Source organism: Janthinobacterium sp. P210006, from assembly GCF_036231885.1.
In the GTDB taxonomy this organism is placed as follows: Bacteria; Pseudomonadota; Gammaproteobacteria; order Burkholderiales; family Burkholderiaceae_D; genus Janthinobacterium; species Janthinobacterium violaceinigrum.
Genome location: NZ_JAZARD010000005.1, coordinates 190,995 through 213,819, shown reverse-complemented (window position 1 = coordinate 213,819; position 22,825 = coordinate 190,995). Strand labels below are relative to the sequence as shown.

At 58.7% G+C, this 22,825-nt stretch carries 22 protein-coding genes and 2 tRNA genes; 11 read left to right on the top strand and 13 right to left on the bottom strand.

The window, feature by feature from the left end; translation table 11 throughout:
• Complete coding sequence (locus VPH41_RS24205) at window positions 1-2,220, top strand: hypothetical protein (protein WP_328571765.1); 2,220 nt, start codon at window positions 1-3, stop codon at window positions 2,218-2,220.
• Window positions 2,221-2,420: 200 nt separating this feature from the next.
• On the opposite strand, the gene VPH41_RS24200 is transcribed toward VPH41_RS24205, so the two are convergent.
• From VPH41_RS24200 to acs, 7 genes are all read right to left on the bottom strand, one after another.
• Window positions 2,421-2,627 carry a helix-turn-helix transcriptional regulator gene (locus VPH41_RS24200; RefSeq protein ID WP_328571764.1) on the bottom strand — a complete coding sequence of 69 codons (207 nt, stop codon included), beginning with the start codon at window positions 2,625-2,627 and terminating at the stop codon, window positions 2,421-2,423.
• 136 nt (window positions 2,628-2,763) lie between these two features.
• Window positions 2,764-3,630, bottom strand: coding sequence for a phage integrase N-terminal domain-containing protein (locus tag VPH41_RS24195; protein ID WP_328571763.1), 867 nt, complete (start codon window positions 3,628-3,630; stop codon window positions 2,764-2,766).
• 997 nt (window positions 3,631-4,627) lie between these two features.
• Window positions 4,628-4,981: a hypothetical protein gene (locus VPH41_RS24190; RefSeq protein ID WP_328571762.1), complete on the bottom strand. Its 354-nt coding sequence runs from the start codon at window positions 4,979-4,981 to the stop codon at window positions 4,628-4,630.
• Window positions 4,982-5,014: 33 nt separating this feature from the next.
• Window positions 5,015-5,266, bottom strand: a complete 252-nt coding sequence (locus VPH41_RS24185; protein WP_328571761.1) for an Arm DNA-binding domain-containing protein — start codon at window positions 5,264-5,266, stop codon at window positions 5,015-5,017.
• Window positions 5,259-6,569, bottom strand: coding sequence for a tyrosine-type recombinase/integrase (locus VPH41_RS24180; protein WP_328571760.1), 1,311 nt, complete (start codon window positions 6,567-6,569; stop codon window positions 5,259-5,261). The genes VPH41_RS24185 and VPH41_RS24180 overlap by 8 nt, the downstream gene beginning before the upstream one ends.
• A 231-nt stretch (window positions 6,570-6,800) precedes the next feature.
• Window positions 6,801-6,891: transfer RNA gene (locus VPH41_RS24175), tRNA-Ser, on the bottom strand.
• 185 nt (window positions 6,892-7,076) lie between these two features.
• On the bottom strand, window positions 7,077-9,083 hold the full coding sequence (acs, locus tag VPH41_RS24170; protein WP_328571759.1) for an acetate--CoA ligase: 2,007 nt from the start codon (window positions 9,081-9,083) through the stop codon (window positions 7,077-7,079).
• 308 nt (window positions 9,084-9,391) lie between these two features.
• Between acs and VPH41_RS24165 the strand changes: the two genes are divergently transcribed.
• The 4 genes from VPH41_RS24165 (at window position 9,392) to VPH41_RS24150 (ending at window position 12,775) form a co-directional block, all read left to right on the top strand.
• A complete protein-coding gene (locus tag VPH41_RS24165) occupies window positions 9,392-10,006 on the top strand; it encodes a YqhA family protein (protein ID WP_077400355.1) in 615 nt (204 codons plus the stop codon).
• A gap of 106 nt (window positions 10,007-10,112) precedes the next feature.
• Complete coding sequence (locus tag VPH41_RS24160; RefSeq protein WP_034784516.1) at window positions 10,113-11,654, top strand: fumarate hydratase; 1,542 nt, start codon at window positions 10,113-10,115, stop codon at window positions 11,652-11,654.
• 66 nt (window positions 11,655-11,720) lie between these two features.
• Entirely contained in the window at window positions 11,721-12,566 is an 846-nt protein-coding gene (gene murI, locus VPH41_RS24155) for a glutamate racemase (RefSeq protein WP_328571758.1), read from the top strand.
• 133 nt (window positions 12,567-12,699) lie between these two features.
• Window positions 12,700-12,775: transfer RNA gene (locus tag VPH41_RS24150), tRNA-His, on the top strand.
• Between the two features lie 157 nt (window positions 12,776-12,932).
• On the opposite strand, the gene VPH41_RS28485 is transcribed toward VPH41_RS24150, so the two are convergent.
• Entirely contained in the window at window positions 12,933-13,088 is a 156-nt protein-coding gene (locus VPH41_RS28485; RefSeq protein WP_289918121.1) for a DUF4113 domain-containing protein, read from the bottom strand.
• Window positions 13,067-13,318 (bottom strand): hypothetical protein, encoded by a 252-nt coding sequence (locus tag VPH41_RS24145; RefSeq protein ID WP_328571757.1) that lies wholly within the window; start codon window positions 13,316-13,318, stop codon window positions 13,067-13,069. The genes VPH41_RS28485 and VPH41_RS24145 overlap by 22 nt, the downstream gene beginning before the upstream one ends.
• Window positions 13,319-13,627: 309 nt before the next feature.
• On the opposite strand from VPH41_RS24145, the gene VPH41_RS24140 reads away from it, so the two are divergent.
• The 3 genes from VPH41_RS24140 (at window position 13,628) to VPH41_RS24130 (ending at window position 16,166) form a co-directional block, all read left to right on the top strand.
• Window positions 13,628-14,305, top strand: a complete 678-nt coding sequence (locus tag VPH41_RS24140) for a hypothetical protein (RefSeq protein WP_289918117.1) — start codon at window positions 13,628-13,630, stop codon at window positions 14,303-14,305.
• Between the two features lie 204 nt (window positions 14,306-14,509).
• Window positions 14,510-14,788 carry a hypothetical protein gene (locus tag VPH41_RS24135; RefSeq protein WP_328571756.1) on the top strand — a complete coding sequence of 93 codons (279 nt, stop codon included), beginning with the start codon at window positions 14,510-14,512 and terminating at the stop codon, window positions 14,786-14,788.
• Window positions 14,789-14,807: 19 nt separating this feature from the next.
• The gene (locus VPH41_RS24130) at window positions 14,808-16,166 is read left to right on the top strand and encodes a family 43 glycosylhydrolase (protein WP_328571755.1); all 1,359 of its coding nucleotides are present in this window, start codon (window positions 14,808-14,810) and stop codon (window positions 16,164-16,166) included.
• 9 nt (window positions 16,167-16,175) lie between these two features.
• Here the strand turns inward: VPH41_RS24130 and VPH41_RS24125 are convergent, their stop codons facing one another.
• The gene (locus VPH41_RS24125) at window positions 16,176-16,622 is read right to left on the bottom strand and encodes a response regulator (protein ID WP_193317653.1); all 447 of its coding nucleotides are present in this window, start codon (window positions 16,620-16,622) and stop codon (window positions 16,176-16,178) included.
• A gap of 287 nt (window positions 16,623-16,909) precedes the next feature.
• On the opposite strand from VPH41_RS24125, the gene VPH41_RS24120 reads away from it, so the two are divergent.
• The 3 genes from VPH41_RS24120 to VPH41_RS24110 all read left to right on the top strand — a co-directional run bounded on the left by VPH41_RS24120 (window position 16,910) and on the right by VPH41_RS24110 (window position 20,717).
• On the top strand, window positions 16,910-19,021 hold the full coding sequence (locus VPH41_RS24120; RefSeq protein ID WP_328571754.1) for a TonB-dependent receptor family protein: 2,112 nt from the start codon (window positions 16,910-16,912) through the stop codon (window positions 19,019-19,021).
• A 326-nt stretch (window positions 19,022-19,347) separates the two neighbouring features.
• Window positions 19,348-20,007 carry an FxDxF family PEP-CTERM protein gene (locus VPH41_RS24115; RefSeq protein WP_328571753.1) on the top strand — a complete coding sequence of 220 codons (660 nt, stop codon included), beginning with the start codon at window positions 19,348-19,350 and terminating at the stop codon, window positions 20,005-20,007.
• Window positions 20,008-20,267: 260 nt separating this feature from the next.
• Window positions 20,268-20,717, top strand: a complete 450-nt coding sequence (locus tag VPH41_RS24110) for a hypothetical protein (protein ID WP_328571752.1) — start codon at window positions 20,268-20,270, stop codon at window positions 20,715-20,717.
• A 427-nt stretch (window positions 20,718-21,144) separates the two neighbouring features.
• Here the strand turns inward: VPH41_RS24110 and VPH41_RS24105 are convergent, their stop codons facing one another.
• From VPH41_RS24105 to VPH41_RS24095, 3 genes are all read right to left on the bottom strand, one after another.
• Window positions 21,145-21,528: a hypothetical protein gene (locus tag VPH41_RS24105; protein WP_152258985.1), complete on the bottom strand. Its 384-nt coding sequence runs from the start codon at window positions 21,526-21,528 to the stop codon at window positions 21,145-21,147.
• Between the two features lie 162 nt (window positions 21,529-21,690).
• A complete protein-coding gene (locus VPH41_RS24100; RefSeq protein WP_328571751.1) occupies window positions 21,691-22,263 on the bottom strand; it encodes a hypothetical protein in 573 nt (190 codons plus the stop codon).
• A 167-nt stretch (window positions 22,264-22,430) separates the two neighbouring features.
• Entirely contained in the window at window positions 22,431-22,757 is a 327-nt protein-coding gene (locus VPH41_RS24095) for an energy transducer TonB (RefSeq protein WP_152258987.1), read from the bottom strand.
• Window positions 22,758-22,825: the final 68 nt, after the last annotated feature.

Sequence of the window (22,825 nt, the reverse complement as noted above, 5' to 3'; positions counted from 1 at the left end):
ATGAAGCGCGGAGCATACTTCAACGAAGACGAACAGGACCAGAAACAAATCCGGACGCCCATCATGGCGCGTTCACGCAACCAGTTGGCGTCCGCCTATGCGCCGGGTTCTTTCTTCACATTCGAAGGCGGGCTTGGCGCCTGCATTTCGATTCCGGATCAGTCCGCAGTGCCGGACATAGCTAACATCAATATCCAAACGCAAGAGCAAATCGTACTTCGCCTACAGGAAGCTTGGCAAAACTGGTTCACGCGCGCGTATTCAATTAATAGCGACGAGCGCCCGATTGATCCAACTCAGTGCATCGACGGTATGCTGCTCCACGGAAGTGCTCTACTCCCGCTCGGGGCGTCGTATCTACAGTTCGTCAACCCGCTCAAGATGGGCTATGCGCCAGCGCCGCTTTCCTTTGTCTGCAATACCTGTGGCATGTTCAAAGAATACGAGTCGGTTGCTGACGCGGCTAGGAATATTGATGTTTTTTCTCCGATCAACTGCCCGAATCCGAAAAAAAAGTCAGACTGCAAATGGCGCCAGCTGGACGTCGTCTTCGTTCACTGGTCGGGGGACTACATGCCAGCTACCCCGGGTATGTGGGAATGGAGCGAACAGAACCAGGAAGCTTACCTAAAGGGACAGACGTGTGCCAGTTGCGCTAGTAAGGATTTTTTACTGCACACGCATTCGCCGCGTATCGGTGAATGGGGCTTTGAGTGCGCCAACTGTGGGCATCGCGAGCGCGCGACTTGGTTGCAAAACGACAAATTCACTACCGAGGTATTTCGCGATACCGCCCGTGCACCAAGCGAGCGTCGCATGGAGCCGATTTCGTATCGGGCGTCTTCAGCATTTTATGTGCAGTCCGAGCAATTCGTGGTGTTTTCCGACTGCGACCAAAACCTGCTGACACTTCTAATGCCTCAGAACACGAAAGCGTTGGCTTCCTTTATATGTGGCAAATACGGCTATGGCGGCACAGAGCCGACTCCGGAAGAGATGAAGGCAATCTTGTTACAAGGAGGGCATTCGGAAAAATGGCAAACTTACGAGTACCACAAGAAGAACTATGACCGCGCAGTGAAGATGAAAGACGAGGTGTTCATCAAGGAGGTCGATGAAGAGCTCCGCAAGCTCTTCATCGATTGGAGCAGCGGCGAAGCGCCGCTGCTCCCGGTAACAGGCGAATTGCCGGAATTAGTGTACGCCCAATTAGCCCGGCGTGAAGATTTCACCAGCCGCTACGATCCGTTTACGCTCTCAGTCGAGCACGAAGCCCTAATGCGCAACAAAGTACGGGCAACTTCAGAACTCGGTGCTCGAGCTCCATTCGTACGTTTCTATCAACTCGACACTGACTTGGCACCGAAGAACGAGCAGACAAAAATAGCGCAGGAAGCGAGGACTCTAACATTGATGAACATGCTTGGCTTGTCCGAGTTAGGTCTAATTCGCGAGTTTGAACTTTGCCGATTTACCCACGGATACACTCGCGTCAGCGCTAGTCCATTTATTAACAAACGCAATCAAGACATGCCCGTACGCCTGCGTCTGTTCGAGCCTTTAAAGAATGGCAAGCGGCCGATTTACGTGGTCAAGCAGGCTAACGAAGCAATTTATGTCACGCTAAAACCAGAGCTTGTATACCAATGGCTGAAGGAAATTGGCGTCGAGGATTTACCCCATTGGATTCCAGACGGGAAGGTGAAGTTCGGTGGCCCGATACTGGAATCGGCTCAGCCGTTCGGCCAATATTTTTCGCTTTTGCGCCCAAGCGGTGCCACCACTTATCGCTATATGTACACACTGCTGCACAGTTTTGCACACCTTTTTATGAAATCTATAGCGGAGTTCTCCGGCCTGGATCTCGGGTCGCTCGGTGAATATGTTTTCCCGGCGGACCTGTCGTTCGTCGTTTACCGTAACGGCACAACTATGGACTTGGGTAACCTGTCGTCTCTTTGGCGAAATGAGAATAATCAATTCTTGGCTCATCTGCTAGAGCCATCGTCACACCGATGCAATTCCGGAAGTCTTTGCGATGCCCATGGAGGCGCTTGTCCAGACTGCATCATGGTACCGGAAACCTCATGCATCGCCATGAATCGACTACTATCTCGTGCTGTGCTTCGAGGTGGCGAGGCTCCCCGAGAGGACCAAACTCATGCAGGCGGCCGCATCAAAGGCTACCTAGAGGTGGTCAATGGCACGAGTGATATCTGAAGCAATTGTGCTGCCAGGGTCAGGTCTGCCATTCGGACACAGACTGACGTATTGAACGCCGTAAAAGCATACACGAACGCGCGGGGCTGCCGCGCAGCAGCAGCAGCAGCAGCAGCAGCAGCAGTTGGACGATTCGGAGAGGGCCTGTAGGCCCACCCCGTGACGTCTTACGAGGTGGGACGCTTCTAATCCAGCCACTATTAACTCCCACTCAAGCCCCGCCTAGCGTCAATACAGCGTTGTTGCCATTGAGCGATCTCCTCTGCGTCCCAGGCGATGGACTTGGGGCCGATGGGGATAGGTGCCGGCAACACGCCTGCCTTCACCTTGCGCCAGATTGTGGCGCGGGACCAGCCGGTAGCCTCGATCACCGCAGGCAAGCGGAGGAATTTTTTAGTCGTGGTCATAAGATTCTCCTTCGATTGATGAACAGCAAACAATGGAGAGTCATGCCGACTCTCCGCGATCATTCCGGCAGCGCCAGGGCTGCCCCTTCTGCATCTCGTCTATTCCATGCGCTGCGCCCTTGATACAGGTGAACGCTCATCTGCCCAGATAGATGGACGTGACCTGTTCACGGCCATGTCCCATCTCCACTGAAATCTTCAGCCGCGCAGCTTGATCTGCGAGTTTTTGTGAAGCATCCAGTTGTCTGGACGTCGTGCCGCCACATACTGGACTAGGTCGGCCAGTCAACTCGGCATAACGCCGCTGCGCGTACTCATGACGTAGCCCATGCACGCCATGGATGCCAGCCTTGTCGCACTGCGCACGAAAACGGTTCAATTGGTCCCGATACCGCAACTGCGCGGGAATCAGGCTGCCTTTTCCGGCCAGCGCCTTGGCCGCTTCCAGCACGGCGCGCTGCTGCAGGGTGGCAATCGGCACCTCCCGGTATTTGCCGCCCTTGGTCCAGCTATCTCTCAGCCGCAGGATGTTCCCGCCATCGGCCCATCCCGGCCTGATCTTGATGCTTTCCTCGCGCCGCAAACCAAACGCCGCCTGCAGCTGCAGGGACATGCGCGTATACGGATCATTCACGCGGGCCAGCGTGTCGGCGTCCAGCACCTTCGCCTTCGAGACGTTGGTGACAAACACCCGCTCCGCGATGCCATATTCGCCGTTGGTGCGCGCAACGATGTTCTCCTTACCGATCTTCTCGGCCCACCAGCGTAAAGCGCTCATGCGATTCTTGACCGTCCCGGTACTGACGCCATTCTGCTTCCACTTGTCGAGCAGCGCCGCCGCATGCTTCGGCTTCAGACTGTCCACGCTCATATGCTGAAAGCCCCGTTCCGCCAGGTCGTTGGCGCACAGATTTAATATGCGCTCACGGTCGGCCTGCGTCGCAAAGCTGCCATCCCGGTTGCGGTGACACAGTTGCTTGAGCTGGTAGTTCAAGTCGCGCATGGCAAAGTCATCCTTCCGATCATTGGTTTTTACATCGATGCCGCGTGGTGTAATCCTGTCTGGTAAGTGTTTCTGGCCACCCTCACTGCCTCGGCAGGAAAGGTTGAATCAAGGGCCTCGGGACACCACTCCCGTGTATGCGGTTGCTGTTACTGCCTGCCCGCGCCGCATGCGCGTGTGGCACCGCTGCGCGCTCCCGGAGGAAGCTGCCGCAGCGGGGACCAATCACCCAGGGTCCATGGAGTGCACATCGTGCACGGATCAACTTCTACTAATCAGCCCGTAGCGGGCAAAGGACATCGCAAGGCTTGCCTGCGATGGGGGGCGCCTGGCCCCGTCACTGAACAACATCACGCGGTGGAATTCCGCTTGCCGCCTGGGCCTATGCCGTCGGCGGCGCGTCGTCACTGGCAGCACGCCGCCAGTAACGACGCGTGCACGCAGCCATGGCAGGCGACGGCATATAAGCCAGCATCGCACTCGCGGTAACGATACTGGCGACTCTGAAGCACATGCGCTGGCAGCAGCCGCGAGGCATCGCATCGCTGGCATTTCTGCTGACGGTGCGGCTTGCGGCAAAGCCATGCTGTGCTTTATAGGGTTCGCTACCTCGCGGGGCATGCGAACCAATCGGGGCAGGAGTCTTGCTCCTGTTTGAGGAAGCGCCCACCGGGCGCAATCATCCAGGCAATCCGTCTTGCGGACTGTGGGATATGTAGGCGCTGAAGGCAGCGCTTTATCTTGCCGAGATGTGCATGCTTCTGCATGTCCCGGCGATATATCTAGCAGAAACTGCTATGTATCATGGTGGCGGGTAACGACCGCAACGCCTATGCCGCTAAGCATAGGGACATGCTCGAAGCATGCCCTCGTGGGAGCGATTCCCACATAAGAGAGCTTCATTCTATGCCTGATATCGACGTTTGCAAGTGGTTCGTTTCGTCAAGTGCGCTTTTCGTAGTACGCAGAATTGGAACCCGGTCAAAGACTCCGATAGCTACTGCATGTTGTCGCCCTGGCGACGTACCCGCCTCCTTGACTCCTTCATCGCACTAACCAATTGGTCCATGCTCATACCGTTACGTAAATAACTGGCAGCGAGCGCCGTCGCGACACCCTCCAGCTGACGGGAGACGACCTGCAAACCAGCCTGTTCAATTTGCCGAATGGCTGCTTGCTGGATACTGTGCTGTGCTTCACTGATGGAAATGCGCTGCAATGCCGGAAATAAGGCGGTTTCGAGGTGACGGATAGCGAGCAGGGTCGCCCGCCGAATGCTGGTCTGCACATGGCCCCACTCCGGCTCATCGAATATTTCGTCGATTGGAATAGGCTTTGGCAGTGGATGCAATTTTTCTCGATTGAATTCTGTGCGCGGGTCCTGCTACCGCTCCAGCAGCTGATGCGCTGCAAGCCTGTGTTCGCGGGCTTTGGCGATGGAGACTTCGGGATACCTGCCAAAAGTCAGAACGCTTTCGCCACCGCTTTGCTGGAGATACTTCATGCGCCAGACCTTGCTGCCGCTGGGCTGCACTGCGATGTACAGACCAGCCCCATCGGATAGTTTGTATATTTTGTCCTTCGGAGCAGCTTGCTTGATAAGCGCATCCGTGAGGCGCAGTACATACTTAGACATGGTGCCCTCCTGTTCCGCCATCCCGGCTGAACTCACCGCTGACCAGCGTTAATCTGGGCGTCAGCGGCGGCTCTCCCTTGCCGCTGACGGCATCGATGTAGTCGGCCCAATCCTGCATCATCTTGCGCCGTTCCGCCAGGAACTGCGCCCGGTCATAGGCACTGGCCACCTTGTCCTTCGGCGCATGTGCCAGCTGGCGGTCCACGACTTCATGCCGGTAGCCCAGGCGCTCCTTGATGGTGCTCATGGCCAGCGCCCGGAAGCCATGGCCGGTCATCTTGCCCTTGTATCCCATGCGTCCAAGCGCCACCAGTATCGTGTTATTGCTGATCGGCTTTTCGTGGTCGCGCTGATTCGGGAACAGGTACTTGCTGCGGCCCGTGATCGCGTGCAGTTCACGCAGCAGCTCCAGCGCCTGGCGCGACAGGCATACATGATGGTTGGTCATATCCGGATTGACGGTCAGCTTGCCGCGCTTCATGCGTTGCCATGGAATGACCCACTCGCCGCGCTCCAGGTCAATTTCACTCCAGGGCGTCTCGATCAACTCGCTGGTGCGCACAAAGCACAGCAGCATCAGCCGCAGCGCAATGCGCGTCGGCGCGAACATGCGCGCTTCGTTGCGGTCCAGAATGGCCAGGAACTGCGGTAGTTCGTCGGCGTTGATGGCGGCGAAGTGTCCGGCGCGGACGGTCTTCAACACATCCTTCATATCGGTGACCAGATTGCGCTCTGTGAATCCGCATTGAATCGCGTAGCTGAAAATTGACGCACATAGCGCTCTCAGGCGATGGGCGACTTCACTTGCGCCACGCTCCTCGATCTTGCGCAGTGCGGCGATCAGATCGCGGTGCTTTATCTCATCGATCGGCATGCGGCCGATGGCTGGGAAGATGTCCGCTTGCAGGCGCTGGATGGTGTTCTTGGCGGTGCGTTCGCTCCACGTCGGCACTTTGTTGCCGTGCCACTCGCGCGCGATTTTTTCGAAGGTGTTGGACGCCTTATCCTTTGCCAGGCGTTTGGCGTCGTCGCGATGCTTGGCGGGGTCGATTCCTTGCAGCATCAAGCGCCGCGCAGCCAAGCGCTTTTCACGCGCATCCTGCAACGTAATTTCCGGATAAGGACCAAACGTCAGTGCGTTCTCCTTGCCGTTGGCCTGGCGAAACTTCCAGCGCCAGATTCGGGACCCGCTCGGCATGACTTCCACGAACAGGCCGCCGCCATCGGACAGCTTGTATGGTTTTTCCTTTGGTTTGGCGTTTTTGACCTGAAGTTCGGTCAGCGGGACGATGAGCTTTGCCATGGTGGTCTCCTTCGCAAATGCGTCTGGAACCACTATAGGACAGTTATGCGGGAATGGTAGCCAAGAATGGGGGAATCCGGCCCGGCGCATTCCCTCAAAAAAGTTGGATATCCTGATATGCCTTGGCACATCCCGAGACGCTGAAAAACGAAAAAACCGCTTAGAATCAAGGCTCTAAGCGGTTTTTGAGGGACTTCCTGAGACGTCCTGATCTTACTTAATTACTATCCGTGGCGGAGAGAGGGGGATTCGAACCCCCGATAGGCTATGAACCTATACACGCTTTCCAGGCGTGCGACTTCAACCACTCATCCACCTCTCCTGCAGGCAATGCGTCGACTTGCTCGCATTGCGTACTATTTCTCGCTTGTCGCGAAGCCGCAGATTATAGCAAAGATTCTACGGACTGCCAAAGTTATTTACCGTGGGGTAAAAGTTAAAGCACACAGCGACAAGCAGCAGCCCAACAGAGGCCGTGGTCGGCCCCTCGCAGGGACCGACCTTTCATTACGACGCTTCCTTCAACTGCTCCAGGATGGCCGGGTTTTCCAGGGTCGACACGTCTTGCGTGATTGTCTCGCCCTTGGCCAGCACGCGCAGCAGGCGGCGCATGATTTTGCCGGAGCGGGTTTTCGGCAGGTTGTCGCCGAAACGGATTTCCTTTGGTTTGGCGATCGGGCCGATTTCCTTGCCGACCCAGTTGCGCAGCTCCAGGGCCAGCTTCTTCGCTTCCTCGCCCGTCGGACGCGCTTGCTTGAGCACGACGAAGGCGCAGATCGATTCGCCGGTCGTGTCGTCCGGACGACCGACTACCGCCGCCTCGGCCACCAGCGGGTTGGCCACCAGCGCCGATTCGATTTCCATCGTGCCCATGCGGTGGCCCGACACGTTCAGCACGTCATCGATGCGGCCCGTGATGGTGAAGTAACCCGTGTCCTTGTTGCGGATGGCGCCGTCGCCTGCCAGGTACATCTTGCCGCCCAGTTCTTCCGGGAAGTAGCTGGACTTGAAACGGTCCGGGTTGTTCCAGATCGTACGGATCATCGATGGCCATGGACGTTTTACCACCAGGATACCGCCCTGGCCGTTCGGCACGTCCTGGCCCGCTTCGTCGACGATGGCGGCCATGATGCCTGGCAGTGGCAGAGTGCAGGAACCGGGGACCATCGGCGTCGCGCCTGGCAACGGGGTGATCATGTGGCCACCCGTTTCCGTTTGCCAGAAAGTGTCGACGATCGGGCATTTCTCGCCGCCGATATGCTTGTAGTACCACATCCACGCTTCAGGATTGATCGGCTCGCCGACGGAGCCCAGCAAGCGCAAGCTCGTCAGGTCGTAGTTGCTTGGATGGACTTTCGGGTCCACGTCGGCCGCCTTGATCAGCGAACGGATGGCCGTTGGCGCCGTGTAGAAAATGCTGACGTTGTGTTTCTTGATGGTTTCCCAGAAACGGCCCGCGTTCGGGTAGGTCGGGATGCCTTCGAACACCACTTGCGTGGCGCCCACGGCCATCGGGCCATACGCAATGTAGCTGTGGCCCGTCACCCAGCCGATGTCGGCCGTGCACCAGAACACGTCGTCAGGTTTGATATCGAAGCTCCACTTCATCGTCAGCGCGGCCCACAGCAGGTAGCCGCCGCTCGAATGCTGCACGCCCTTCGGCGTGCCGGTGGAACCCGAGGTGTACAAGATGAACAGCGGATGCTCGGCATCGACCCATTCCGGTTCGCATTGCGCGCTCTGGCCTTCGACCAGGTCGTGCAGCCACGTGTCGCGGCCGGCCACCATCGGCAAGTCGCTGCCCGTGCGTTTGTAGACGATGACGTTTTTCACGGAATCGCAGCCGCCCAGCGCCAGCGCTTCGTCAACGATGGCTTTCAGTGGCAGCTTCTTGCCGCCGCGCAATTGCTCGTCGCCCGTGATGACGGCCACGGCGCCCGCGTCGATGATGCGTTCCTGCAGGGATTTGGCCGAGAAGCCGCCGAAGACGACGGAGTGCGTGGCGCCGATGCGCGCGCAAGCTTGCATCGCAGCAACGCCTTCGACGGACATCGACATATAGATAATCACGCGGTCGCCCTTGGCGATACCCTTGGCTTTCAGGCCGTTGGCGAACTTGCAGACTTTTTCGTGCAGTTCTTTATAGGTAGCCTTGGTGACAGTGCCGTCGTCCGCTTCGAAGATGATGGCCGTCTTGCCGCCCAGGCCATTTTCGATGTTGCGGTCCAGGCAGTTGTAGGACACGTTCAGCTGGCCGTCTTCGAACCACTTGTAGAACGGCGCGTCGTCTTCGTTCAAGGTGCGCGTGAACGGCTTTTTCCAGCTCAGGTTTTCGCGCGCCAGCCGGGCCCAGAAGCCTTCGTAGTCCGTTTCCGCCTCTTTCAACATGGCGTGGTACGCAGCCATGCCGGAAATGGTGGCTTGTGCGGCAAAGGCCGCCGATGGTTCAAATACGCGCGACTCTTCTGGTCCTTGCTGCTGCGTGCCCTGTCCTTGGTTTTCTGTAGCGGCCATGCTTGTCTCCAGTGTAGTAATTGTTTGCTAACACGATAAGCGCCGTGTCTTACGGACGCCTTACATTGCGCGTTTTCTGCTGCGTTTTCCTCGCTCCATGCTAACCATAAGCGCCTTCGGCGATGGGCGTCAAGGGGACGCCGTACAGTATTTTCATTGGAGAAATGCCTGGCACGCCGAAGCTTCAATACCACTTTGTATTTCGTCAAACCCAATAATCCAGAGCAAGGCCATGCGCAGTAATCGACAGCAAGTGTAAAATGTCGGGCATGCCAAAAATTGGTATTTACTCCCCCAGGAAACCCCACATGATCGACCACCTACCACCGTCTGCCAAACATACCAAGCTGCATCCTTTGTCCGCCTTCATCTTCATGTCGCGCTGGCTGCAGTTGCCGCTGTACCTGGGCCTGATCCTCGCACAATGCGTGTATGTCTTCCATTTCTGGGTGGAATTGTCCGACCTGATCGGCGCCGTGTTCGGCAATGATGCAGCCCTGCAGCACGTGCTGACGGCCGTCGCCGTGCCCGGCAGCGCCCTGCCGACCAAGCTGAACGAAGCGACCATCATGCTGGTGGTATTAGGCCTGATCGACGTGGTCATGATCTCGAACCTGCTGATCATGGTCATTATTGGCGGCTACGAAACCTTCGTGTCGCGCATGCACCTCGATGACCACCCAGACCAGCCGGAATGGTTGTCGCATGTAAATGCTTCCGTGCTGAAGACGAAACTGGCGATGGCCATCATCGGCATCTCGTCCATCCACCTGCTGAAGACTTTCATCAATGCAAATTCCTACAAGATGGAAGTGATCATCGCGCAAACGGTGATCCACATGGTCTTCATCATTTCCGCCATGGCGATCGCCTACACGGACCGCATCATGACCGTAACTCAGAACCAGGCACGACCGCATTAAACCCTAAGCCCATGGCTGCCAGCGGCGGCCGTGGGCTTTTGTCATTCCAATGCAGTAACCAGTATTAGTAAAGAGTCTTACCCTTCTTATCTACCGCGAGAACACCATGACTGTCATAAAGCAAGAAGACCTGATCGAATCCGTCGCCGCAGCGTTGCAGTACATTAGCTACTACCACCCTGCTGATTACATCGAACACCTGGCGCGCGCCTATGCGGCCGAGCAAAGCCCGGCGGCAAAAGATGCGATCGCGCAAATCCTGACCAACTCGCGCATGTGCGCGGAAGGCAAGCGTCCGATTTGCCAGGACACGGGTATCGTCAACGTCTTCCTGAAAATCGGCATGGGTGTGCGCTTCGAAGGCTTCAGCGGTACCGTTACCGACGCCGTCAACGAAGGCGTGCGCCGCGCGTACAACTTCGACGACAACAAGCTGCGCGCCTCCATCGTGGCCGACCCGCATTTCGACCGCAAGAACACCAAGGACAACACGCCAGCCGTCGTGCACATGGAACTGGTCGAAGGCAACACCGTCGACGTGAAAGTGGCGGCCAAGGGCGGCGGCTCGGAAAACAAATCGAAGATGATCATGATGAACCCGTCCGATTCGCTGGTGGACTGGGTCATGAAGACCGTGCCGACCATGGGCGCCGGCTGGTGCCCGCCTGGCATGCTGGGCATCGGCATCGGCGGCACGGCCGAAAAAGCCATGCTGATGGCAAAAGAGGTGTTGATGGAAGACATCGACATGTTTGAGCTGAAACAACGCGGCCCGCAAAACAAGCTGGAAGAATTGCGTATCGAGCTGTGCGACAAGATCAACTCGCTGGGCATCGGCGCGCAAGGCCTGGGCGGCTTGACGACCGTGCTCGACGTCAAGATCATGATGCACCCGACGCACGCCGCGTCGAAGCCGGTCGCCATGATCCCGAACTGCGCCGCCACGCGCCACGGCCACTTTGTGCTGGACGGCTCGGGCCCTGCCTACATGGAACCGCCATCGCTGTCGTCGTGGCCGGAAGTGCACTGGACGCCGGACACGGAAAAATCCAAGCGCGTCGACCTGAACACCCTGACGAAAGAAGAAGTCGCTTCGTGGACGCCGGGCCAGACCTTGCTGCTGAACGGCAAGATGCTGACGGGCCGCGACGCGGCGCACAAGCGCATCCAGGACATGCTGGCCAAGGGCGAGGAATTGCCGGTCGACTTCAAGAACCGCGTGATCTACTACGTCGGCCCCGTCGATCCCGTGCGCGACGAAGCCGTCGGCCCGGCCGGTCCGACGACCGCCACGCGCATGGACAAGTTCACCGACATGATGCTGGAAAAAACGGGCTTGATCGCCATGATCGGCAAGGCCGAACGGGGTCCCGTCGCCATCGAATCGATCCAGAAGCACCAATCGGCCTACCTGATGGCCGTGGGCGGTGCCGCCTACCTGGTGTCAAAAGCCATCAAGCACGCCAAGGTGCTGGGCTTTGCCGACATGGGCATGGAAGCGATCTACGAATTCGACGTCGTCGACATGCCGGTCACCGTGGCCGTGGATGCGAAAGGCACCTCGGTGCACAACACGGGTCCGAAAGAGTGGCAGGCGAAGATCGAGCAACTCAATAGCGTCAGCAAGATTCCCGTGACGGTCGCTTAAACAGGCTCTACCATTAACGCCGCGCGGCACACTAGCGCGGCGTTTTTTTATCTTCCCCGGTTCCCTATGACTTCTATTGCAAGCACTGCCCGCCCAGACGCGCCCATCGGCATTTTTGACTCCGGCGTGGGCGGCCTGTCGGTGCTGCGCCATATCCGCGCGCAGCTGCCGCAGGAAGACCTGATTTACTTTGCCGATTCCGGCTATGCCCCGTATGGCGACAAGACGGAACAGCAAGTAGTCGACCGTTCGCTGGCGATCACCGCCTTTTTATTGCAGCAAGGCGCGAAGGCGCTGGTCGTGGCCTGCAACACGGCCACCATCGCCGCCATCAAGGCACTGCGCGCGCGCTACCCCGACCTGCCCATCGTCGGTGTCGAACCAGGCTTGAAACCGGCGGCAAGCATCAGCCGCAACGGCAAGATCGCCGTGCTGGCCACGGAACGCGCCTTGCGTGGCGACAAACTGCTGGCCCTGCGCGAGCAGGTCAGCGCCGCCACGGGCGCCACCTTCATCTTGCAGCCGTGCATAGGCCTGGCCGACCGCATCGAGCAGTGCGAGCTGGGCACCGATCCGCAGGACGCCACCAGCGCCATGCTGGAACGCTACATCGCCCCCATGCTGGAACAAGGCGTCGACACCCTGGTGCTGGGCTGCACGCACTACCTGTTCGTACAGGACGCCATCGAGCGCACGGTGCGCGCCCACACGCAGGAACAGATCACCCTGGTGGACACGGGCGACGCCGTGGCGCGCCAGCTGGCCCGCCTGCTGGACGCGGCAGGCTTGCGCCGCCTCGACAACGACGCGCCGCGCCTGCAGGGCTACACGACGGCCAAGGTCGAGGCGCTGGAGAAAGCCTTCGCCGGTTTGCTGGACTTGCAGCCGCCCGTCGAGCACCTGTCCGTATGAGTGAAATGGGCCGTTTTCATGCAATCTTTCGATTCTTTAAAAAAGACTGCATTTAGATTTGCCACTTTGCCGAGTTCTTTGTATAATTCGGCACCTGTTCAGCAAAACAGCTAAACAGGTAAGTAAGACAGTGGTGGCTGTAGCTCAGTTGGTAGAGTCCAGGATTGTGATTCCTGTTGTCGTGGGTTCGAGCCCCATCAGCCACCCCACAGAATGAGTAGGAAAATAAAAGGGTTACACGCTTCGGCTGTAACCCTTTTTTTTTCATTTTCCAACGATTTTTCAAACTTTCCAACGAATACCGTCTCCTCCGGGACATCGAGCCCGATATATTGACTGCGAAATTACTCAGGCAGAGGAAGCCGCCTACTTCGCCAGCACTGTCGGCAGCTCGGCCCAATTGAGGGTGTATCGGGGCGTCCGATTTTCCGACAACATTGCCCAGCACCTGACCCAGCCTGCAGATCCAAGGTGTACGGTATCGCGTCCGAACCGCTCATTTAACGCATCAAGGGCAGCCATCGACCGCACTGATTGAGCCCTGTCCCGGCCAGCATCAAACAAGATGCCCTGGCGCTGGGTATCCGGCTGCAGATCATCAGCATGATCCCGGCCTTCTTGCCCTTGAAGCCCTCGCGGAAAATCATGGCCAGACCGTGCAGTGCGGCGCCGGCCAGGACGCGGTTATCAGCACCGGGCTCTACCAGGGAGACGGTGATGCCATTGCTGTATTGCTTACACCATGCCGTCACCAGCCAGCAAGCACAACAGCAAGGCGCCATATAGCCAGCCAGGCACCTTGCGCACGAGCTTGACCAGCGCACTCACGAAGTATCCGCTGCGCCACCGCGAACAGATCCAAGCGCTCGGCCAGATCGTTCGTGCCGCCGTTGATGCGCCGCGAGACCTTAATCTGCCTGCACAAAATTTTAGCCACGAAAGACGATTTGGACTTGGTGATTGTATAAGGGCAATTGTCGGAATCAAGCTATTGAGAATTTGGGAGGTCACGCATTAGTTGCTGTGTTGTATCATGCTTAAAAAACACTTAAGGATTCAGCATGAAAAAGTTGCTTGGCGTTGGCTTTGTAGTGGTTTGTCTTGCTATTGGCGGCTACTGGGGCTCCATTAAATATCGAGAGTCACAGCTCTTGGCTGCTATAGCACCGCTGGTAAAGAATGGGTCGATCAGAGTCAACGATTCGATATTGGTCGAAGTTGATCCCGGGAATATTACTTTTGGCGAGGCGATTAAAAAGCTGGACGAGAACACGTCGGAGATAGACAAAAAGATTATTGAGTTGCAGAGCTTGGACGCTTCCATCGCTCCAGGAAAGCAAACTTCAGCTGTTGAGTATCTCCGGGTCGGACAAGTCCTGACCCGAAGTTTAGCTGGATTGAGTAAAAAGAGTTTGACTATGAATTCTACGCAGAAACGCTCGGATGAGGAGATGAAAGCAGTACGTGCCGCATCTGGATACGCGATCGAGTATGCCGTTAAGTCGGCACTGCGGGCGAATGAGGCTGCCACTAAAGCCGCAATAGATTACTTTGAACAGTTGCCAGAGATGTGCGAGTCAGCTAAAAAATTCAAGGACCAGCGGCAGAAACTTCTGAACGATGGAATGTCAGAAAATGTTATTAATCCGGAGAATCTTGATAAGCTCGCTAATAAATGTAACAAGGACAAAGAGCAGGATAATGCTGAAACAAAGCCTTCAACCGTGAGGACTAAGTAGAAACGCACATTTGACATTGTGCTGTAACTGAGCTGCACCCAACCGCCTTCGGGCGGTCTTTTTTATTTATATTGATGATGGTGCTCTCAAGGCGCACGCATCAACCGCAAGGCGCCGCGCTACTTGTGGGTGTTTTGTGCAGACGTCTGCATATCGTCGCCTCCAGGGTATCAGCATGCAACGACTCCATTTCAAGAGACCTCGATGCCAACGATTCAATTACAAGGGCTTTCCCAGTTGATGGCGAGGTTGGACGATGCGGGTAAACGGGCATCTGAGCTGGAATATATTTTGGCCGACAAGAAGGGAAGCAAGAGCGAGAAATACAAAGCAGATTCCGGTTTTCGAACCGGGCTTTTTCTATTCCGGCGCCGCTTTTCTTCATTCTCCGATACCGGCCCCGGTATCGCTTCCTGCAAAAAATTCATTAGTGCAAATTCGACCATCGCCCTACTCTGGGGTGCGGCCTGGACCGCCCCATAAAAACAGTACGGAGACAACGATGAAGCAATTCCTGGCAGCACTCTGCCTGATGTTCTGCGCCCATGCGCAGGCGATCACCCTGACGGGCGTGCCCAATGCGCACGACCCCGGTACCCTGACAAAAGACGGCGACACGTATTTCAATTTCACCACGGGCGACGGCATCTGGTATTCCACCTCGACGGACATGCTGAAATGGTCGGCCGGCCCCGGGCCCGTGTTCAGCACGCCGCCGGCCTGGATCGCCAACAAGATCCCCAACTTCAGCGGCTCGTACTGGGCGCCCGACGTGATCCACATGAACGGCTACTATTATCTGTATTACTCGGTATCCACCTTCGGCACGTCCGTATCGGCCATCGGCGTGGCCCGCTCGGCGTCGCTGAAGAATCCGAACTGGACGGACCTGGGCATCGTCGTGCAATCGTATGGGGGCGGAGGGGAAATCAATGCCATCGACCCCGCCCTGTTCCGCGACCATGACGGCAAGGTCTACATGTCGTACGGCTCGTTTTTTGGCGGCATCGGCGTGACGGAGATCAATCAGGCGACAGGCAAGACGAGCGGCAACGTCACCACCATCCTCGGTGGCGGCGGCAAGGATATCGAAGCACCCTACATCACGCACGACGGCGAGTATTACTATCTGTTCGTCAACCGCGGCAAATGCTGCCAGGGCGCCGCCAGCACATACTATGTGGAAGTGCAGCGGGCCAGCAGCGTGACGGGACCGTACAGCGGCACGCGCACGCTGCTCCCCAACCTCGATGGCAAGTACAAGGGACCGGGCCATATCGGCGTGCTCAAGCAGGATGGCTGCAACTACACCTCCATCCACTATTACGACGTGAACGACAATGGCGCGGCCAAGCTCGATATTCTGAAGATGACGTATGGCGATGGCTGGCCCGCCCTGACGCGCAATTTTTCCGTCGCCAGCTGCGGCGGCATCTCGGACGGCCCCACCGTGCTGCGCTCGCGCCTGAGCGGCAAGGCGCTGGCCGTGGCAGGCGCCGGCACGGCCAATGGCGCGCTGGTGCAGCAGCAAACGTACACGGGGGCAAAGCACCAGCAATGGTATATGGTGGGACACGGCGACGGGTATTACAGCCTGATCAATGCGAACAGCCTGCTGGGCCTGGACGACTACAACAACTCGACCACGGCCGGCACCAACATCGCCCAATGGACTTACTGGGGCGGACTGGGCCAGCAATGGCGCTTCGCCAGCCCCGCGTCCGGCTACCAGACGATCAGCAACCGCTACAGCAACCTGACCCTGGACGTCCTGAACCTGAGCACGGCCGAGAATGCGCAGATCATCCAGTGGAATTTGACCAATGCGAACAACCAGCAGTGGTCGCTGAGCCGGCCGTAGGACAGGAACCTAGCCCGCCAGCACCGACTTCACCGTCGTTGCCAGGTCGTCCAGGCGCACGGGCTTGACGAGGAAGTGGCGGAAGCCCACGGCCAGCGCGTCGTCCATGTACATGGGCAGGCTATGGCCCGTGACGGCGATCAGCACGGCGTTGGCCGTCTCGGGATTGTGGTGCAGGCGGCGGCCGATCTCGATGCCGCTGATGCCGGGCATTTCGATGTCGAGGTAGACGGCGTCGGGCACGCACAGCTTGACTTGCTCGACGGCCATCTGCCAGTTGCGCACCACCACCGCGTGGTGGCCCAGCGCCTCGAGCAGCATGGCCAGCGATTCGCCCACTTCCTGGTTGTCGTCGACCACCAGCAGATTGAGTTTGCGCGCAGCACTTGCCGGCTGGTCGCCCTGGCGGCGTTCCACGGGGAAACTGCCTGGTGTCGTTTCAGTTATCTGGCTCATTGTACGTTCACGTCTGACGGCTGCAAAAGCGGGAGTATACAAGAAGCGCGCGCAATGCCGCCGCACCCGAGCAATGGTGCCAAGCGGCAATCCATATCCCCTGCTGTACCGTGCCAGCAACACTTCCCGCCTTTCTCCGGGCAAAGCCCGCCTTACGCAGTTTGCGCAATTGACGGATAAAATGAGAATCATTATCATTCTTATCCCCTTGCGCCGGATGTCCTCGCCACGATGTTGTCGCGCCGCCCGATTGCCCGCGCAACCATCGTCATTACGGAGATTCATGCATGGCCGCCACACTTTCCCCACTGCCCTTTTCGCTGCGCCCGTGCGCGCTGGCCATCGCCCTCGCCTGCCTGGGCACGTCCCTTGCCGCGCAGGCACAGAACGCCAATACAGCCGATGATGCCGGCCCCATCCTGGAATCCATCCAGGTGAGCAGCAACCTGCTGGGCACCAGCATGGCCGCCAGCACGAAAAATTTCGCGGGCGCCCGCACGGTGGTGCAGAAGGACGATATCGAGAACTCGGGCGCGTCCAGCCTCAGCGACGTGATGCGCCGCATTCCCGGCGTGCAGATCAGCGACAACTCGGGCAGCGCCGGCAGCGCCATCTCCCTGAATATTGGCGTGCGGGGCCTGGCCGGGCGCTATTCGCCGCGCAGCACGGTGTTGCTGGACGGCATCCCGATGTCGGTGGCGCCCTATGGCCAGCCGCAACTGTCGTTCGCGCCCGTCAGCCTGGCCAATGTCGAGACGGTCGACGTGGTGCGCGGCGGCGGTGCCGTGCGCTTCGGCCCGCAAAACGTGGGCGGCATCATCAACTTCAAGACGCGCCGCGTGCCCACCACGCCAGGCATCACGGGCGACGCCACCGTACGCTACAACTCGTACAGCGAAGTGGGCCACAATACGCAGGCCAGCGTCTTTGCCGGCACCCAGCTCGACAGCGGCCTGGGCCTGGCCGTGCTGTATTCGGGCATCCGCGGCAGCGACTGGCGCGTGGGCAGCGACGAGAAGGTCAACGACTTCGCCCTCAAGTTCCGCTACGACCTGAGCCCCACGGCCGAGGTGTACGGCAAGCTGTCCTACTACGACGTGACGTCGCGCACGCCGGGCGGCTTGACGGCCGCGCAATACAAGCAGGACCCGTTCCAGAACACGCGCCCCACCGACTTCTGGAGCGGCGAGCGCAAGGCCTTCGACATCGGCTACCTGAATGCCCTGTCGGGCACGCAGGAAGTGGAAGTGCGCGCCTATTACAACAAGAGCTCGCGCGAAAGCACCCTTATCAGCGCCAATCTGAAAGGCCTGGGCCACCAGCCCCGCAACTATGAAACGACGGCCATCGAGCCCCGCTACACGCAGCGTTTCATCACAGGCAAGGTCTCGCAGGACGTCACCGTCGGCTACCGCTACCTGGTCGAACGGGCCGATGAAAGCATCTACAACGTCGTCATCGCCAGCGGCGTACAGCAGGCGCCGACGCGCTTTGCCGACAACTCCACCGATGCCCAGGCCGTGTATATCGATGACAAGATCGCCATCGGCGCCTGGCGCATCACGCCGGGCGTGCGCTACGAACACATCAAGACGGTGCGCTTCAACCACTTGCCGGCCGACCAGAAGATCGAGTTGCTCAACAACAAGGCCCTGCCTTCGCTGAACGTGGCCTACTTGCTCAACAACAACGTCACCCTGTTCAGCAACTACAACAGCTCGTTCGGCGCCGTGCAAAATACGCAGCTCAATGCGCAGTCGAGCAAGAACCCGCTGCAGCCGGAACTGGCAAAAACCGCCGAGCTGGGCGCGCGCTGGAAAAGCGGCCAGCTGTCGGCCGAAGCGACCTTGTTCAACATCAAGTTCGACAACCAGATCCAGTCCGTCGGCAGCGGCGAGAACGTCGTCTTCTACAACGTGGGCGCCACGCATCACCGGGGCCTGGAAACGGCCGTCGACTACCACTTCAGCCAGTCCGGTCCGCTGGCCGGCTTGAACGCCTACGCCACCTACACCTACACCAAGGCCACCTTGCAGGATGGCGTGAACGCGGGCAATGACGTGCCCTTCTATTCGCGCACCACGGATACCATCGGCGCCCATTACCAGCTGGGCGCCTGGGGCTTCGACCTGTCGAGCAGCCACCAGAGCCGCCAGTTCGCCGACGAAGCCAACACCATGGCGGAAAACGCGGCCGGCAACCTGGGCGTGATTCCCGGCTTCCGCACGTGGAACACGCAAGTGAAATGGGCAGTGCCTGGCCAGAAGGGCCTGGAACTGGTCGCCGGCGTCAACAACCTCGCCGACAAGCGTTACTTCACGCGCACGTCGGACGGCAACCTGGGCAAGCTGGTGGGCGCGCCGCGCATGGTTTACCTGCAAGGTCGCCTGGCGTTCTAGTCCCGCACACGCGCCGGCTATTGCAGCAATAGCCGGCGCGCACGCCAGAGGCACATGGAAAACCTGCATCGTTGTTGTTTCGATGCAGGTTTTTTTACGCCCTCATGTCACAAAAATACTCCAGGGCAAGCAGCCTCAGGGCCGCGCTCACCTTGCGGCAGCACTGCAATTGATTCACCATGGAAATTAATGCAATTATGAACACAAATGATTTCACAATTACAAAATTTTTTATCGTGCAGGAGTTTTTTTGGTGAGTTTTAGTGATATTCTTTAAATGTCATTTAGGAAATGAAATTAACTTTTAAATAATAGAACGGACCCACATGAAAATGCCTGCTACCCTCTTCAAGATCGCCGCGCTGGCCTCCCTGATCACCGCCGGCGGCGCCAACGCCGCGACCGAACTGGTCGTCAACGGCAGCTTCGAAAGCAATGCCATCACCACCCCGTTCGCGCAACTGAGCGCCGTGACGGGCTGGACGTCGTCCGTCAGCGGCAATACGGCCTTTGAAATCCAGAAGGGCGCCACGCAAGGCGGCCTGAGCGGCTTCAACCCGGTCGCTGCCGCCGGCACGCAATACCTGGAACTCAACGCCGAGCGCCTGACGTCCGTTTCGCAATCGCTCGCCACCACGGCCGGCGGCACGTATGCGCTGTCGTTTGCCTACTCGGGACGCCCGGGTACGCCAGGCGGCGCGAGCAGCCTGATGAATGTCTACTGGGGTTCGACCCTGCTGACGCCAACGGCCCTGGTCGGCACCACCACGGGCGTGTGGCAGACCTACAGCCAGAACGTGACCGCGCTCGGTTCGTCCACCTTGCTGCGCTTCGAATCGATCGGCCCGGCCTCCGCGCCGACCTACGGTTCCTACCTGGATAACGTCTCGGTGACGACGGCCGTGCCGGAACCGGAAAGCTACGCCATGATGCTGCTGGGCCTGGGCTTGCTGGGTTTCATGGTACGCCGCAAGACCGCCGCCTGAGTCCGGACAGTCGTCGCGCAACAGCCGCCCCGCCACCTGGCCGGGCGGCTTTTTTCATGGGCAGACGACGGTATTATTTCCCGGGAAATGTTGCCAAGAGGAATTAAATTGGCGCTACAATAGCGGGGTATCAAGCAATGCCAAGCATCGCTCCGCCAGGGCCACTACCCCGCCCTGATCATCAGCACGCATTTTTTGAACAGGATGACTGGCGCTGCCGGGCCCGTTTGCGCTCCCGGTACGGCCACCAAACACGCACCATGTCCGCAGAAAAAACCATTACCGAAACCAGCTCCTACGGCAAGGATACGCCCGTGGGACGTCCCGACATCGATGGCCGCGCCGGCATTTTCGTGCCCACGGCGGAATTTGACATCGACAACACCACCACCATCCGCAAGGGCGCGGGCATTGTCGGCTTCGGCAACCTCGATGGCACCCTGACCGTGTATTTCGAAGCGAACCGTTTCGACGAAAGCAATCTGCACAAGTGGGAACACAAGGCGCGCAAGGCATATGACCGCATGGTGATGGGCGCGCCCACCGTGTCGAAGGCAAAGATCGATGCGCGCATGCTGGAACAGGTCGGCATCATCGACGGCATGGGCATCAATCTCAAGCATCCGGAACGCCTCACGCACTGGCTGACGATCTCGAACGTGCCGGACACGGCGCCGGACGAGCCCGTGGTGCGCTGGAAAAACCGCTAAGCGGCCGGAGAGCGAGGCGGGGCGCCGGGGACGAGGTGTTGTCCTACATCGTGGCGGACATTCATCCGATGCCCGATGGCATTAATTCATCCTATGATAAAAACCTGACCACACCCCACACCACTCAGGAGTACGACATGTCCCGCCTCATCCCGATCAGCTTTGGCGCCTTGCAAATAGGTCTGGCAGCGGCGGCGATGTACATCCTGTGCTCGGCGGACGTGCTGCACCAGAGTTCCGTGTATTTCCACTGAACTCCTCTGACGTCACACCATCTCACTCAATGGTAAGGAGCGGCGATAAGCCGTGGGAAGAAGCGCGGCTGTCCATGGTACGGGGCCGGCCGAGGATGGAACCGCCAAGGCAGCGCCTAGCGCGCTGCCCGCGCATCGCGACGCGTAGCGTAGTAATGGTGGTGCGATGCAGCCTAGCGGCGGCCGTAATAGCGTCCGTGCCCGCCCCAGCCGCCACGGTGACCGCCATAGCGCCCAAAACCAAACACGAAGTCCAGCCCGATCGAGACGGGCGGATTGTAATAATACGGCTGCGGCGCATAGACGGGCGCCGGCACATACACGGGCTGCTGCACGTACACCGGCTGCTGCTGCACGTAGACGGGTTCATTCGTGTATTCCACGCGCGGCTCGCTCACCACGCGCGACGATTGCACCGGCTCGGACGAGACCGTATGCCAGTCATAGGGATTGTAGGCTCCCTGTGGCGCGCGCGAACCGTAATAGGCTGGCCCGGGCGGGGCCACGGCGCAGCCACCCAGGGCGGCCAGCGAAATTACTGCCAACAGGGTTTTCATCGCAATTCTCCTCTTGTACCAAACTCTTGTACTACCTCTAATTAAGTACTATAAGAAATTACGCCGTGCTTTGCTGCGCTTTTACCGATTGTTACACCCCGAAGCACGCCGCAACATGAAATGTGGCAAAGCAGCCACACGCGGCCCACGCGGCATGTTTCCTCAGATAAATGGAATCGCACACGTATCGATGGCCTTGCCGGCCGCATCGTAGCGCTGCACGCACACCTGGTAGCGCACGCCGTAATCGAGCTCGACCTGCTCGACCTTGCCATACTTCAATTTCCAGCTGGGCTGCAGCTGTTGCCGGCCAGCCAGCGCGGCCACGTCCTGCGGAATCGCCATCGCCGTCTGCGTCTCGCCCTGGCGCGCATCCTGGCGCCGCGCCACGTCGATGGACACGCTCACGGCCAGCTCGACGCCGCCCTCCGCAAAGCTCAGCGTGGGCGCGCTGCGCTGCGCCCGCATCACGCCCCAGGCGCAAGGCTTGCCGCCCGCCTCGCATTGCTTCAATTGCGCCAGTGGGAAATACTCAGAAGCAATCTTGCCATCCTTGATAGGCCAGCTCGTGCGTACGCCGTCGCGCTTGCCCGTCAAGGGATTGTCCCAGCTCAGGCTATTGACGACGGCCACGGTCTGCCCCGCCTGCAAGCCCGCAGGGGTGCCCAGCGATGCGCAGGCGGAAAGCAGCAAGCCGGTGGCGGCCAGGGAGGAAAGTGTCAGGATGCGCTGCATGGTAGGCCTCTTGTGGTGGGAGAACCCGAAGGTATGGTTTGAGGGTAACAGAATCGGGGGTGACAGCGCCGTTGGCTGGCGCACATAACAATACGGGCGGCACCCTCGCAGGCGCCGCCCGTAGCGGATACGACCATGCCGGGAGTCCCGCTCCCGGCATGCGTGGATCAGTCCAGCTTCCAGGCGTAATCGACCTTGGTCCAGGTTTGCGCTGCAGCGCCATCCTTGGTGCCCGGCTTGAACTTGCATGCGGACAGGGCCTTGATGGCGGCCTTGTCCAGGTTCTTGAAGCCGCTGCTCTTCTCGACTTTCGAATCGGCAACGCTGCCATCGGCATTGACGAGGAAGGACATCGATACGGTGCCCTGCTCTTCGTTCATCAGCGAGGCTTTCGGATACTCGGCCTTGCAGTTCTTGGAATCAAACGACGCTGGCACCTCGGCCGCGAAGGCCGTGGACGAGACGGACACCAGCAAGGCTGCTGCAACACTCATAAAACGCTTATTCTCAAACATGTGCTTCCCCATGATTATCAGATACGGTAATTACAATTTCTTGCCTG